A 14,745-nucleotide genomic window follows, 5' to 3' on the forward strand; every position below is an offset into this window, starting at 1 on the left:
ATCGACCTCCGCATTTCGTCGACAAAACGTTCTCTACTTCCGCGGGCCGCGAGTCGTCATCACCACCACGACCGCGACCAGGGGTGCCAGTCCCGCCAGGAGCAGACCCGCCCCGGCGCCGAATCGCGTCACGAACCAACCGGTCACCGGGCTGGCGAGCGCTATGCCCACGTAACCGATGGCGGAGAAGTATCCGTAGGCCTCCGCCAACCGCTCCGGCGGAGCCTGTTCGGAGACCAGCAGGATGACCGCGCTGTCGCCCGGTGCGAAGGCCAGCCCGGCAACCAGGAGACAGGCGACGGAAACCCACAACTGAGGTGCTCCGACAGCGCTCGCCATGACGACGCCGTACGCGGCCATCAGCACGCACGCCACCGTGTGGGTCTTCACCTTCCGCAAGGGGTTCGTCGAGGGCAGTGCGGCATAGACCGCACCGCTGATCGCACTCGTGGCGAAGAGGCCGGCGAGCACCAGGCCGCCGTTCGTCGCGGCCTCGCCGTGATCGGTCATCAAGGCCGGCAGCGCCACGTCGAGCGCGCCGAGGTTGATCCCGATCCCCGCGTTGAGCACGAGCGGCGCCCACAGCCATCCGAGCAGCGCGCGCACCGAGGCGTGCTGCCGCGTCGGGCTGCCCGGCTCCCTCCGCGGCAGCGTCCAGCTGAGCAGGGCGCCCCCGGCCGTCACCGCGGCCACGACGCCGACGCATGCCTGCGGTCCGATCGCGGCGGCCACCACGGCCGCGAGCGCCGGGCCACCGATCCAGGCCACCTGCACCGCGACCGCGTCGACCGCATAGGCCTGGGTGAGCTGGGTGGGGTGGAGGAAGTGGGGCAGGACCGACCGGTAAGCCCCGCCCACCCCGGAGCCGGCGCACGCGGCCAGGACGACGAACACCAGCAGCAGCCACAAGGGAGCGCCCGCGACCGCCGCGATCGACGTGGCGACGAGCCCGGCGGTCGCCGCGAGCAGCGACCACCCAAGAGCGTGGGGCAGCACGGCCCGGTCCATCTGCCGGCCGCGCCACGGGGCGCACAGCGCGTACGTCATCGCACTCGCGCCGCTGAGCAGTCCGCTGCCCACGAACGACCCGGTCGCCTCGTGCGCGGTGAGTACCAACGCGACCGGAAGCGCGGTCTGCGGCAGCCTGGCCAGCGACGCCGCGGCCAGCCACCGCAACCAGACCGGATGGATCCGCAGCCGCTTGACCGGCGCGTCCACCGGTGCACTGACAGTGCCCTGCACGGGGAGCCTCCTCAACTCAGATGGGCATCGCGCCGCTGAGCAGCGCTTCGCGCTCGCTGGGCAGCAACACATCGGCCGTGTCGAGCCGGGCCGCCGGATCGGCCACCGCGGCACGCATCACCTGGACCAGTCGCTCGGTCAGCGCGACGACCGTCTCCCGGTCGAAGACGTCACCGGCGAACTCGACCAGCCCTGCCATGCCTTCCGGACTGCCGTCGGCGCCGCGTCGTTCGGTGAACGAGAACGACAGGTCGAACTTGGCGGTCTGCACGTCGACCTGCCGCCTGGTCACCGCGACGCCGGGGAGGTCGAGCGTGGCCTCGCCCGCGCTCTGCAGTGTGAGCGTCACCTGGAACAGCGGGTTGTGGCTCAGCGAGCGGGTCGGCCTGAGCGCCTCGACCAGCCGCTCGAACGGCACGTCCTGGTTGGCGTACGCGGCCAGGTTGGTCTCGCGCACCCGCGCCAGCAAGGTGCGGAACGTCGGGTTGCCGCTGGTGTCGGTGCGCAGGACCAGAGTGTTGACGAAGAAGCCGACCAGGTCGTCGAGCGCGTCGTCGTTGCGCCCGGCGATCGGCGCGCCGATCGGGATGTCGTGGCCCGCGCCGATCCGGGTGAGCAGACCGGCCAGTGCCGTCTGCAGTGCCATGAACAGGCTGGCACGGCCGGCGCCGGCGAATCGCGCGAGACCGGCGTGCAGGTCGGCGTCCAGTTCGAAGTGCACGGTCTCGCCCTGATGACCGCGCACAGCCGGCCGCGGCCGGTCCAGCGGCAGCTCCAACTGCTCGGGAGTACCGGCCAGTTGCTCGGTCCAGTACGCCAGCTCGTTCGTGGCGGCCCCGCCGTCCGCGCCGAGGATCTCCCGCTGCCACAGCGTGTAATCCGCGTACTGGACCGGCAACGGCGCCCAGTCCGGTGCGTTGCCCGCACGCCGGGCCGTGTAGGCGGTGGACAGGTCCCGCAGCAGCGGCTGCATCGACCAGTAGTCGGTGGCGATGTGGTGGAGGCAGAGCAGCAGCACATGCCGGTTGGGGCCGAGCCGGAAGAGCACGGCCCGCATCGGTGGCGCGCCGGCGAGATCGAACCGGCGCTCCACTTCAGCGGTCATCGCGTCGGTGATTTCGGACTCCGAGGAGTCCACCACGGTCAGCGCAGGGCCCCCGGGGTCGAGGACGTGCTGCCACGGCTCGTCGCCGGACACCGGGAACGTGGTACGCAGGCTTTCGTGCCGGGTCATCACGTCACCGATCGCCGCGCGCAGTGCGGCCACGTCCAGCTCACCGGTCAGCGAGAACGCCGACGGGAGGTGGTAGGCGGAACCGTGGCCCGCCGACGTCTCCAGCTGCTCGACGAACCACAGCCGGCGCTGCGCGAAGGACAACGGCACCCGCTCCGGGCGGTGCATGACTCTGGCGGACGGCCTGCTCGGCGCCAGGTCGTCGATGGCGTTGGCGATGCCTGCAACGGTCTGCCGTTCGAAGATCACTCGCACCGGCAGGTCCACGCCCAGCACCGAACGCACCCGGCTCGCCACCCTGGCGACCTGCAACGAGTGACCACCGAGCTCGAAGAAGTCGTCGTCGACCCCGACCTCGGCGATCTTCAGCACGTCGGCGACCAGCCGACACAGGATCTCTTCCTGCGGCGTGCGCGGGGCGCGGCCGCTGACCGTCCACTGTGGTGCCGGCAGTGCCGCGACATCCACTTTGCCGTTGGCGGTCATCGGCATCCGGTCCAGCACGACGAACGACGCCGGGACCATGAACGCAGGAAGGGTGTCGGCGACGTACCGCCGCAGCCGCGCCGGTACGAGCCGGGTGCCGTCCACCCCCACCGCGTAGGCCACCAGCCGGACGTCCCCCGGCGCCTGCTCGACCGCGGTCACGACCGCACGTGCCACGTCGGGGTGCTTGAGCAGAGTCGCCTCGACCTCTCCCGGCTCGACCCGGTAACCCCGGATCTTGACCTGGTGGTCGGCGCGGCCGACGAAGACCAGGGTGCCGTCGCCGGCCCACCTCGCCAGGTCGCCGGTGCGGTACATCCGCTCACCGGTGCCCGCGAACGGATCGGGCAGGAACCGCTCCGCGGTGAGTCCCGGCTTGGCCAGATAGCCGCGGGCGACGCCCGCACCGGCGATGAAGATCTCGCCGACCACTCCCGGCGGGACCGGCCGCGACTCCCCGTCCAGCAGGTAGATCCGCTGGTTCCACACCGGACGGCCGATCGGAACGGCCGGGGAACGCCCCTCGGCGGCCACCTGACCGGACTGGACGAGCATGGTCGCGGCGTGCGTCTCGGTCGGGCCGTAGTAGTTGAGCAGCCTGCGCTCCGCGGGACCGCTGCTCAGCAGCGAACGCATGTCATCGCTCAGCATCAGGGGCGACCCTGCCTGCGCGACGTCGGTGAACGCGGGCAGTTCGAGGCCCTCGGCGACAGCGGCCGAGCAGATGCTGTCGATCATCAGTGTCGGCGCGATGACCATGGTCACCCGGTGCCGGTCCATCCAGTGCACCAGTCGTACCGGATCGGTGCGCACATCCGGTTCGGGAATCGCGATCGTGCCACCGCTGACCAGAGCCGGCAGGGTTTCCTCCAGGGACACGTCGAACCCCACGCTCGCCAGCTGCGCGATGACGCCGCTGGAGCTCCCCGTATCGCGGTCCGCCTGCCAGCACACCATGTTGAGCAGGCCGGCGGCCGGCATGACCACGCCCTTGGGCGCGCCGGTCGAGCCGGAGGTGTAGATCAGGTAGGCCGCGGCGGCGGGGTCGCCGGTGCGGCATTCGTCCTCGGTGAGTGCCGTCGCCGGGTGCCGCTCGATCCGCGTCATGTCGCCGGGGGAGTCGACGACCAGCGCGCCGGGCACCCGGTGCGCGTGCTCGCGGTGGGTCACCACGACCACCGGCGCGGCATCATCGATCAGGAAACCGAGCCGTTCGTCGGGGTACTCCGGATCCATCGGCAGGTAGACCGCACCGGCCTTGACCGTGGCCAGCAGCGCGACCAGGAGGTCCACGGACCGCTCCAGCAGCACCGCGACAACCCGCTCCTGGCCCGCTCCCCGGCTGATCAGCTCCCTGGCCATTCGGTTGGCCCTGGCGTGCAGTTCCGCGTACGTGACGCTGGTCGTGTCCGTGACGGCGGCGATCGCCGACGGCGTCCGCGCGGCCTGGTCATCGAGCAACGTCACCAGGTCGGCAGCCGGAAGGGGCCGGGCGGAGTCGTTCCACTCCGTCAGCACCCGGTGCCTGCCGGCTGCGGACAGCAGTTCCCCCCGCAGCACCGGCCGGTCCGGATCGGCGACGGCCTGCGCCAGCACCTGGCAGAACTGCTCGACCATGGCCTCTACGGTGCCCTGGTCGTACAGGTCGGCGGAGTACTCGACCGTTCCGTCGATCCCGCACGGCGTGCCGTCGGCGGACCGCCGTTCCTGGAGCGAGAAGAACAGTTCGAACCGGGACATCCCGATGTCGACGGGGTCGAACCGGGACACGACGCCGGGCGCGTCGAGCGCGGGATCGACGTGCGTCTGCACCGCGAGCATCACCTGGAAAAGCGGGTTCATGCCGAGCGAACGGACCGGGTTGAGCGCCTCGACCACGTGCTCGAACGGCACGTCCTGCGCGTCGTACGCGGCAAGATCGGTCGCCCGGACGCGCTCGACCAACTCGCGGAAGGTCGGCTCGCCAGAGGTGTCGGTGCGCAGCACCAGCGTGTTGACGAAGAAACCGATGAGGTCGTCGAGCGCCGCGTCCGTGCGCCCGGCGGCCGGTGCACCGATCGGCAGGTCGGTGCCCGCGCCGAGCCGGGTCAGCAAAGCACCGAGGCCCGCATGCAGGAGCATGAACAACGTCGCCTGGTGCTCCCGGCCGAGCTCGGTGAGCCGCTGGTGCAGTTCCGCGTCGAGGTGGAAGGGCACTCGTCCGCCGCGGTAGCTGGTGGTGGCGGAACGGGAGCGGTCGACGGGCAAGGCGATCTGCGCAGGCAGGTCTTCGAGCGTCGTCAGCCAGTAACCCAGCTGCTCGGCCAGCATGCCGTCGGTGTCGTTGTCGGCGAACTCCCGCTGCCACTGGGCGTAGTCGGTGTATTGCACGGGCAGGTCCGGCCACGTCGGAGCTTCACCGGCCAGCCGGGAACGGTAGGCGGCGGACAGGTCGTGCCGCAACGGCGCGAACGACCAGCCGTCGACCGCGATGTGGTGGAACGACAGCAGGAGCACGTGCTCCCTCGGTCCGAGGACGAACAGGCACGCCCGCAGTGGGACGTCGACGGTCAGGTCGAAGCCCTCGGCCGCACGCCGCCGGACCGCCGCTGCCGCCTCGCCGGGCTCGACGTGGACCACCGGCATGACGGTCTCCAGGTCAGGCACCTCCAGGACCTTCTGTCGCGGCGTGTCCGACTCGGCCGGGAAGATCGCCCGGAGCGATTCGTGCCGGGAGATCACGTCACGCACCGCGTGCCGGAGTGCGTCGCGGTCCAGCTCGCCCGACAGCCACAGCGCCACCGGGATGTTGTAGCCGGCCCCGCCACCGGCGACCTGGTTGAGGAACCACAGGCGTTGCTGCGCGTACGACAACGGGATCTGCGCTGGCTGCCGTTTCGGTTCGACGGGCGGACGGGTCGTCCGGTACGAGTCGAGCTTGCCCGTCAGACCGATCGGAGTCGGCGAAGAAAAGAACTCTCGCGCGGTGACGTCGACCCCGAAGGCGGCACGCAACCGGCCGAGAACGCGGGAGGCCAGCAGCGACTGGCCGCCCAGTTCGAAGAAGTCGTCGTCCGGAGCCACCGCAGGGAGACCGAGGAGCTCGGCGAATATCGACCGGACGAGATCGGTTCTCGGGTCCATTCCCGATCGCTCCCTCGTGGAGTCGTGATACACGGACATTGACGCCCCCCTTGTGCGGCAGGATGGTGCTGGCATATCCAGCAGCCGTTCACGTTCCGGCCAGTTGAACAGTGCTGGAAGAAAGGTCAGTTGAGCTGGGAAATTCTGATCACTTGGAATAGAACGCGAGGGGCAGGCAGTCGAGACTGTTGGTGACGTAGGACGGCGTGCGTCGCACCTCACCGACCTGCTCGATCCTCGCCACGCTGCGCATCATTTCTTCGAGGAAGACCCTGATCATCACCCTGGCCAGCGGTGCGCCGATGCAGAAATGGCGACCGCCGCCGAAACTCACGTGCCGGTTGGGGCTCCTGTCCAGCTGGAGCTCCATCGGCCGGTCGAACACCTTCTCGTCCCGGTTGAGCGACGGCAACCACACGCTCACCGCCTGACCTTCCTTGATCTCGACGCCACCGAGAGAGGTGTCGGCGACAGCGGTGCGCATGAGGTGATTCACCGGCGTCGTCCAGCGCACGAGCTCCTCGATGGCCGGCTTGAGCGAGACCGCCCCGGAGCGCAGCGCGGCCATCTGCACCGGGTTGGCGAGCAGCGCGAGCAGCCCGCCGCTCAGCACCTGGCGCGTCGTCTCCCCGGAGGCCACAGCCAGGTTGTCGCAGGTCAGGATGATCTCGTCGTCGGTGATGTCCAGCCCGTCCGCCTGCGCGAGGACGAACGCCGACACCACGTCGTTGGTGGGTCGCGCCCTGCGCTCCTCGATCGCGTCGGCGTAGTAGGCGAGCACCTCGAGGTGCGCCCGCTGCGCGGCCGTCCCGTCCAGGTCCACGATGTTGCCCACGGCCGCTTCGGCGTAGCCGGCGATCCGCTCCACATCCTCACCCTCGACACCGAGCAGACCGGCGATGACCTGGAGCGGGTACGGTGCCACGACGTCGTTGACGAAGTCGTGGGGCCCGGCGTCGACGACACCACTCAACAGCGCCCGCGACACCTCTGTCGCCCTGGCCCGGAACCTGGCGGCCGCCTTGGGCGTGAAAAGGGCTGCTGCCGCCTTTCGGATCACATCGTGCCGGGGCGGGTCGGAAAGCGTCATCATCACCCCCGCACCGGGGTACGGATCGGAGAGGTTGGGCCGCAGGAACGTTCCCCTGGTCGAGGTGAACCGCTTCCAGTCGCTCAGTACCTCAAGGCCCTCGTCATAGGTCGTGACCGCCCAGAACGGTTCGTGATCCGGTTCGTCGTGCCAGGAGACCGGGCATTCTCTGCGCAGCCGTGCCCAGGTGGCATGCGGATCGCCGTGGGAATAGAGATGGGGATCGGTCAGCCCGGTGATGACGGGGGCAGTCACGTGTCAGCTCCTTCGCGTGGTGAGTGTCGAACGCTTTCTTCGGCGGAGACCGCATGGGTCACTGAGAACCCCCTTGTCGGACTGGACTGTCCGCACCAGCGCTCGACGGTCATCGACCGGATGCCGGCACCGCCTGCCGGACGGTCGGGGGCGATCGGCTCGCCCCGTGGGCGGCCACGGAACGCGTGCCGGCGTTCGGTCCCGCCGCCGCGCCGACCGCGCGCGGCACGGGTCGTACGCGATGACCGACCGGTCAGGTCCCCGTTCCGGCTCGATGTCGTGCACGCCGTCGCTGGTCTCGTCCGCCGCGGCCGGCGGTACGGCGGGCGGTACCGGGTCCGCCTGGCGCCCCCGGTACGGTGCGTGGGGCAAGCGCGCGGAAGAGCCCGGCGAGCAGCCAGGACATGGGGCTCCCTGTCATGGCGGCGTCCGGTCGTCCGCATCCCGTGGCAGTACGCACCGCATCGGCGATGACGGAGGCCACGGCAGTCACTTCTCCCTAGATGCGTCCGGAAGGCGCGATCATCCCGGTCTCGACGGCCAGCCGGTCGAAGAAGGCGGTCCAGCGACGCCACATCTCCTCGGCGGAGTCGAGGACCGCCCGTTCCTGTTCCGGAGTGAGCCCCGAGAAGAGGGCGTTGGTCGCCTGGTCGACGTGGTCGGGTTCCTGTGTGACGTGGATGTCGACCCACGCGTTGCGCTCCGTGCCGGACTCCCGCCTGACCGCCTCGCCGATCGCCGAGACCATCAGCAGGTCCGTGACCTCGGTGGCAAAGATGCCGCCGAGCGCGGAGCACTGCTCCGCCGAGCACTTCTCGTACCAGGCCAACAGCTCGGCGGTCTCCGCGAACGGCGCGGAACCGGTCACCGTCCGGCGGTCGTAGCCCGCCTTCTCCATGCTGTCGGCATAGATCACCTCGTGGGCGGCCTTGACCGACCGGACACCGGCCTCCTGCGAAAGGATCCGTGTGATCGCGCTCTTGGACTCGATGTCGGGCAGAACCGAGATGCAGCGCGCGAGGAAGGTCGGGAAGTAATGCAGCGGGTGCCACCACTGGCCCAGGAAGGTCTCCACCTGCTCGTGTGAGAGATCGCGGTCGTGTACCTGCTGGAAGAACTCGTGGTCGACGAAGGCGCGGTGCGCCTCGGTTCCGACGAGCCGATCGGATATCGATTCAACGGTTTCGACGGTCATGATATTCGTCCCCTTCTCCAGGTCGGCCCGCGCCGCCCGAGATTCCCGGCAAGGTGCGGAATGGCTCACCCAAATGTTTTCTGATTACGCGACCCCGTTGCACGCAACCGGTGCATTGTGTCGATGACGCGGTCAGTGGTCAGGTCACGACTGTCGACAGTCCACCTCCGACAGCGAAGGACCCCTGCGTGCGCCACGCTCTCGCCGGCCCGTCCCGGTGCGTCCGATGCAAGCAGGGATTCGGTCGGGAGCCATTCCCCGGAATAGTGACGTCCCGCTTCTCCCGGCCGATTTTTCGGCACACCTTCGCGTCCTTCCTCTGCGCACTGCGACGGGGAGCTCCCCCGCGCCGAGAACCAGCATGAGAGAATCGGTCGACCGGAAACAGCAGCATCAGGTTTATCCGGTGCCATCGCCACGATTACCCACTCTGCGCACTGCCACTACCAGCAGGATTTTCGCGCGCCTCCTGCCATTGAGCCGTTTCCGGCCTCACTCCGAGCCGGCCAGGTGCAGGGTGCGGACCGCCTGGAAGAGGCTCGTGATGCCGACTTCGGCGAAGGCGTCGATGACGCCGTGCTCCCGGGCGGCCGGACGTCGTGGGCGGCGCCGGGCGAAGTCGGTGGGGCCCACGGCGGTCGGCCGGACGGATCGGCGAGGAGCTGGACGTCCGTTCCGTGCCTCGCGTGTCCGCCGGAGCGGAAGGGGCGGTCCACAGCGATCCGGCCGACCGGCAGGAGCCGAGGCGGCCAAGAGGCGGGCGGAGCGATGCCGTTGAGCGCGCCGGGGCGGTGCAGGGCATGGTGGGGAAAACCCGACCCTCAAGTCTCGACCTGGCTGTCATGACCCTCAAGGCTGCTCCCGCTGCAATGGGTGTGTGCTGACTCACCAGGCTCATAAGTGTGCGAGAACCCGCAAGTTGTGGTGCGGCGGGTGGCTGGTGGCCGCCGTGTGGGCCGCCGTGTTCCCGCTGATCACGGCGCCCGAGCCGCACCGTGTGTGGGGCATGAGCGCCTGCGTGGGCTACGTCTGCGCGGCGGGTGCCGTCCTGTCGTCGCGCCCGTACGGCCGGGTCGCCTCGGTCTGGCTGGCTTCCGGCGGCGCCGTCGTCGTGCCCCTCGTCGCGCTCCTGGTGACCGGCGGAGCGCAGAGCGAGGTCGGTGTGATCGAGCGCTCCGGCATCCTGACGATGCATCAGGCCACCCCGTACCTCGCCGATCCGCACACGGTCACGGAGGTCACCCCGTACCTGCCGGGCATGGCGGTGTTCGGCCTGCCGCGGGCGGTCCTGGGCGAGGGCGGCGGGTTGCTCGGCTTCCTGGGCGACGCCCGGCTCTGGTGCGCCGCGGTGTTCCTCGGCTGCCTGTGGGGCGCACGCCGCGTGCTCGGCCCGGACGGCGCCGGCCGGCTCGCCATCGGCGTCCTGATCGCCTCGCCGGTCGTGGCGCTGCCGCTGTCGGTCAGCGGCGTCGACCTGCCGATGACCGGGCTGCTCTGCCTGGCGCTCGCGTGCGCCGCCCGGCAACGGCCGGTCGCCGCCGGGCTCGCGCTCGCCCTGGCCTGCTCGATGAAGTGGACCGCGTGGCCCGCGGTCGCGGTCGCGGTGGCTCTCCTCGGCCACCGTGCGGGGCTGCGGGCAGCGGTGCGCGGTGCGGCCGTCGCGGTGGCCGGAACGCTCGTACTGGTCCTGCCCAGCGCCGTGCTGTCGCCGGGGCCGCTGGTGCAGCAGGTGTTCGCCTTCCCCCTCGGGCAGGGCAAGTGGGAGACCCCGGCCGCCAGTCCGCTGCCCGGCCGGCTGCTCGCCGACCTCGGCCCGGCCGGCTGGTGCGCGGCGGTGGGCCTGCTGCTGACCGGCGGGCTGGCCGTCGCCGTTTCCCTCTTCGTCCGGCCACCGCACGACCTCGTGACCGCGGCGGACCGGCTCGCCCTCGGGCTCTGCGTGGCCTTCCTCCTGGCGCCCGCCGGACGGTTCGGCTACCTCGCCCTGCCGGTCTTCCTCGCCGGGTGGGCCCGGCTGGTGCGGGGCGTCCGGCGCACCGCCCCCGCGCGGAGCCTCGTCGTGGCGGCCTCCGTGCCGGCCCGGTCGGTACCGGTCGGGGACGGCCGGTGAGCGCCCGGCGCACCGCCGCGGTGGCGGCGGCGCTGCGCTGGGGCGCGCGCCGGCGGCCGTTCGTCGAGGACGAGGTCGTCGGCCCGCGCGCGTTCGTACGTCCCGGTGCGGTGTGCGTGGACATCGGTGCCGAGTACGGCCTCTGCACCTGGGCCCTGTCCGCGCTCGCCGGGCCCTCCGGCCAGGTGCACGGTGTGGAGCCGCTGCCCGTGCCCAGCCGCCGGCTGCGCACGGCCGCCCGGCTCCTCGGCGCACACCACGTCACCGCGTACCGCACCGCCCTGGGCGCCCGACCCGGCTCCGGCGTGCTCAGCCTGCCGGTCCGCCGGGGGCTGCCGGTGCACGGCCGGGCGTACGTCACCGAGGGCGCCGAACAACCGGGGCCGAACGCGGAGTTCCGCACCCCGCGCCACGTGCGGACTCCTGTGCGCATCCTCGACCAGCTCGCCGACGAGGCGGGCCTGGAGGCACTCGCGTTCGTCAAGGCCGACGTGGAGGGTGCCGAACTCGCGGTGCTCCGGGGCGGCACGGCGACGTTGTGGCGCCACCGGCCCGTGCTGCTGGAGACCGAGCAGCGGCACCTGGCCAAGTACGGCGGAGCGCCCGCCGAGGTGCTCCAGCACCTCGGGGACCTCGGCTACCGCGCCCACCACCGGCACCACTGCAGCTGGACATCCGCCCCGCGCGTCACCGGCGACTGCCGTAACCACCTCTTCACCACCTGACCCCCCTCAGTGAGGCAGCGACCACTCATGAGCACCACTCTGATCGTCACCAACGACTTCCCGCCCCGTCAGGGAGGCATCGAGACGTTCGTGTACGCCATGGCGGCGCGGATGCCCGGCAACGACGTGGTCGTCTACACGTCCGACGAACCGGGCGGTGCCGCGTACGACTCCACACTGCCCTTCCCGGTGATCAGAGACCGCAGCCGCATGCTGCTGCCCACGCCGCGTGTCACCCGCCGCGTCCTGGAGATCGCCCGGACGCACGGCTGCGACCGGGTCTGGTTCGGGGCCGCTGCGCCGCTCGCCGCCATGGCTCCGGCGCTGCGGCAGGGCGGCATCCGGCGGATGGTCGCCACCACGCACGGCCACGAGATCTGGTGGGCCCGCACACCGGGAGCGCGCCGGGTGATGCGGCGCATAGGCGAGCACGTGGACGTCGTCACGTACCTGGGTGAGTACACCCGGCGCCGCATCGCCCCCGCGCTGGGGCCGCGCGCCGAACTCGTACGGCTGGTGCCGGGCGTGGACGCGTCGGCGTTCCGGCCCGCGGACGGCCAGGCCCGGCAGGTCCGTGAGCGGCACGGCATCGAGGACCGCAGGATCGTCCTGTGCGTCTCGCGGCTGGTGACGCGCAAGGGCCAGGACACGCTGATACGGGCGCTGCCGGCCATCCGGCGGGCCGTGCCCGAGGCGGTGCTCGTGATCGTGGGCGACGGCCCGGACATGGGGCGGCTGCGCAGGCTCGCGGCCAAGCACGCCGACGGGCACGTGGTGTTCGCCGGGGGCCTGGACCACGCCGCGACGGCCGCGTACTACGCGGCGGCCGACGTGTTCGCCATGCCGTGCCGGACGCGGAAGGCGGGGCTGGAGGCGGAGGGTCTGGGCATCGTGTTCCTGGAGGCGTCCGCCAGCGGGCTGCCGGTCGTCGTGGGCGACTCGGGCGGCGCGCCGGACACCGTCGTCGACGGACGGACCGGCACCGTGGTGGACGGCACGGACGTACAGGGCGTGGCCGACGCCGTCTCGGCCGTGCTGCGCGACCCCGACCGGGCCGCCGCGATGGGCGAGGCGGGCCGCGCGTGGGTGGCGGAGCACTGGTCCTGGGACGCGTCGGCGGAGCGCCTGGCCCGGCTGCTCGACCCGGAGACGGACCGGCTGCGGGCCGCATCCGCGAAAGACTGACCGTCCGGGGCCCGCGCACCGCCCGGGCCCCGGGCTCTCAGGCCGGCGGGTCTTCGCGGCGGAGGTGGGCGAGGACCGCCAGCACCCGCCGGTTGCCCTCGGCCGGGTCGAGTTCCAGCTTCATGAAGATGTTGCTGGAGTGCTTCACCACCGACGCCTCGGTGATGGTGAGCCGCTGCGCGATGGCCTGGTTGTTCAGGCCCTCCGCCATCAGGGTCAGCACCTCCCGCTCCCGGGGGGTGAGCCGCTGGAGCGGTTCGTCCGCGGTCCGCTGCTGGAGGAGCACCCGTACCACCTCGGGGTCGATCACGGTCTGCCCGCCGGCGACCCGGGCCAGCGCGTCGAGGAAGTCCGTGACCTCCCCGACCCGGTCCTTCAGCAGGTACCCGAGGCCGCCGGCGGCCGACGAGCCGCCGCTGAGCAGCTGCGTCGCGTAGGCGGTGGCGACGTACTGCGACAGTACGAGCACGGGCAGGCCCGGGTGCCGCTCGCGCAGCTCCAGCGCCGCCTTCAGCCCCTCGTCCTGGAAGCCGGGCGGCATCCGTACGTCGGTGATGACCACGTCCGGACGGTCGGCGTCCACGGCGCGGGCCAGTTCCTCGGCGTCCCCGACGGCGGCGACCACCTCGTGCCCGACCCGGGAGAGCAGCTCGACGAGGCCGGCGCGGAGCAGGACGGCGTCCTCTGCGAGCACTATGCGGAGCACGGCACCTCCACCCGCAGTTGCGTCGGTCCGCCGACGGGGCTGGTCACGATGAGCCTGCCTTTCAGAATCGCCACCCGGTCCGCCAATCCCTGCAGACCGGCGCCGGCGGCCGGATCGGCGCCGCCGTGGCCGTTGTCGGTGATCAGGAGGACGAGTTTGTCGTTGCTGAGCTGTCCGACGACGGACACCTGGTCCGCGCCGCTGTGCTTGGAGGCGTTGGTCAGCGCCTCGGTGATGGTGAAGTACGCCGTCGACTCCACCCCGGTGGGCAGTCGGTGCGGCAGGTCCATCTCCACCGTCACCGGTATCGGGTTGCGCAGTGCGAGTTCGGCGACCGCGGCGGGCAGCCCGTGGTCGGTGAGGACCTGTGGGTGGATGCCGCGCACCAGGGAGCGCAGCTGTTCCAAGGCCTGGCGGGCCTCGTCCCGGGCCCGGGCGATGAGCGGCCGGGCGGGCGACTCCGCTCCCTTCAGCTCCAGTTCGGCCAGGCCCAGGGTCATCGTCAGTGCGACGAGCTGCTGTTGGGCGCCGTCGTGCAGGTCCCGCTCGATGCGCCGCCGCTCCGCCTCGAAGGCATCGACCAACCGGGCGCGTGAACGGGTGAGTTCGATGACCCGGCTCTTGAGGTCCTCGTCCCGGGCCGACAACAGGTGCTGCGCGATCCGTACCTGGCCGCCCGCCAGCAGTCCGCCCACGTACGCCGAGACGAGGAGCCCGAAGAGGCCGACGGCGCTGCCCGGCAGGGCCGCGACCGGGTCGGACAGCGGCTCCCCGGGCACCAGCATCACCGTGTCCGGAGCGATCGCCCACACGATGACGGGTGTCACCGTCAGGATCGCCGAGAGTCCCAGCAGGGCGGTGAAGCCGATGCCCGTGGCCGTGAACACGGCGCCCAGGATCAGCGTGTACGCCAGTTCACGCCAGGTGGCCGGTTCGCGCAGTCGGCTGCGTACCCACGGCACGGCGCCCGTACCGGGCAGCGAGCCGTGCGGGTCGAGCAGCGGCTCCGGTTCGACCAGCAGCAGCCGCCGCCGTTCCAGGGCGGCGACCGGGATGCCGAAGACGGCCCAAGCGGCGAGGAGCACCAGGCCGATGCCCACCACCGACAGGCCGAGACCGGCGCAGAGCAACGCGGCGAACAGGAACAGCACCACGGACCCGAAGACCGTGCCACTCAGCAGGAACGCCCAGGCGCGCAGCGGCCAGGCGGAGAGGGCGAAGCGCAGCGGGCGCCGTCGCATGGCCTCCCAGACGGCGACGGTCATGATGCGGTCCCTCCGGGATACCGTGCGGCGGACTGGTCCAGCAGGAACTCTAACCGGCCCGGCGGCCCGGCCGGTGGTAGGGAAAACCCTCCCCCCATGATTCGCCGAAGCCCCACTGACCAGGACCGC

At 71.3% G+C, this 14,745-nt stretch carries 9 protein-coding genes and 1 pseudogene; 3 read left to right on the plus strand and 7 right to left on the minus strand.

Features of this window, described 5'->3' with window-relative positions; genetic code table 11:
- Nucleotides 1-33 precede the first annotated feature (33 nt).
- From IF20_RS27380 to IF20_RS40095, 5 genes and pseudogenes are all read right to left on the minus strand, one after another.
- Nucleotides 34-1,242, minus strand: a complete 1,209-nt coding sequence (locus tag IF20_RS27380) for an MFS transporter (RefSeq protein WP_199896763.1) — start codon at nucleotides 1,240-1,242, stop codon at nucleotides 34-36.
- A 16-nt stretch (nucleotides 1,243-1,258) separates the two neighbouring features.
- Nucleotides 1,259-6,085 (minus strand): non-ribosomal peptide synthetase, encoded by a 4,827-nt coding sequence (locus IF20_RS27385; RefSeq protein WP_052868020.1) that lies wholly within the window; start codon nucleotides 6,083-6,085, stop codon nucleotides 1,259-1,261.
- A gap of 148 nt (nucleotides 6,086-6,233) precedes the next feature.
- A complete protein-coding gene (locus IF20_RS27390; protein ID WP_052868021.1) occupies nucleotides 6,234-7,430 on the minus strand; it encodes a cytochrome P450 in 1,197 nt (398 codons plus the stop codon).
- A 499-nt stretch (nucleotides 7,431-7,929) separates the two neighbouring features.
- Nucleotides 7,930-8,625: a TenA family transcriptional regulator gene (locus tag IF20_RS27395; RefSeq protein WP_052868022.1), complete on the minus strand. Its 696-nt coding sequence runs from the start codon at nucleotides 8,623-8,625 to the stop codon at nucleotides 7,930-7,932.
- Between the two features lie 543 nt (nucleotides 8,626-9,168).
- Nucleotides 9,169-9,365: pseudogene (locus tag IF20_RS40095) on the minus strand (IS5/IS1182 family transposase); the annotation flags it as partial.
- A gap of 200 nt (nucleotides 9,366-9,565) precedes the next feature.
- Between IF20_RS40095 and IF20_RS27400 the strand changes: the two are divergent.
- From IF20_RS27400 to IF20_RS27410, 3 genes are read left to right on the plus strand one after another with little or no spacing between them, the layout of a single operon-like run.
- The gene (locus tag IF20_RS27400) at nucleotides 9,566-10,735 is read left to right on the plus strand and encodes a glycosyltransferase 87 family protein (protein WP_052868023.1); all 1,170 of its coding nucleotides are present in this window, start codon (nucleotides 9,566-9,568) and stop codon (nucleotides 10,733-10,735) included.
- On the plus strand, nucleotides 10,732-11,460 hold the full coding sequence (locus tag IF20_RS27405) for an FkbM family methyltransferase (protein ID WP_052868024.1): 729 nt from the start codon (nucleotides 10,732-10,734) through the stop codon (nucleotides 11,458-11,460). Before IF20_RS27400 ends, IF20_RS27405 begins: the two co-directional genes overlap by 4 nt.
- Nucleotides 11,461-11,487: 27 nt before the next feature.
- Entirely contained in the window at nucleotides 11,488-12,645 is a 1,158-nt protein-coding gene (locus IF20_RS27410; protein ID WP_052868025.1) for a glycosyltransferase family 4 protein, read from the plus strand.
- A gap of 37 nt (nucleotides 12,646-12,682) precedes the next feature.
- Here the strand turns inward: IF20_RS27410 and IF20_RS27415 are convergent, their stop codons facing one another.
- Both IF20_RS27415 and IF20_RS27420 read right to left on the minus strand, forming a co-directional pair.
- Entirely contained in the window at nucleotides 12,683-13,351 is a 669-nt protein-coding gene (locus IF20_RS27415) for a response regulator (protein ID WP_110944600.1), read from the minus strand.
- A complete protein-coding gene (locus tag IF20_RS27420; RefSeq protein WP_052868027.1) occupies nucleotides 13,339-14,616 on the minus strand; it encodes a sensor histidine kinase in 1,278 nt (425 codons plus the stop codon). Before IF20_RS27420 ends, IF20_RS27415 begins: the two co-directional genes overlap by 13 nt.
- Nucleotides 14,617-14,745 lie beyond the last annotated feature (129 nt).

The sequence above is a fragment of the Streptomyces niger genome (assembly GCF_000718305.1).
GTDB lineage: Bacteria > Actinomycetota > Actinomycetes > Streptomycetales > Streptomycetaceae > Streptomyces > Streptomyces niger.

Coding starts and splice junctions, on each gene's coding strand:
- IF20_RS27385 (WP_052868020.1), bottom strand. CDS start 6,085: ATGGACCCGAGAACCGATCTCGTCCGGTCGATATTCGCCGAGCTCCTC.
- IF20_RS27395 (WP_052868022.1), bottom strand. CDS start 8,625: ATGACCGTCGAAACCGTTGAATCGATATCCGATCGGCTCGTCGGAACC.
- IF20_RS27410 (WP_052868025.1), top strand. CDS start 11,488: ATGAGCACCACTCTGATCGTCACCAACGACTTCCCGCCCCGTCAGGGA.
- IF20_RS27420 (WP_052868027.1), bottom strand. CDS start 14,616: ATGACCGTCGCCGTCTGGGAGGCCATGCGACGGCGCCCGCTGCGCTTC.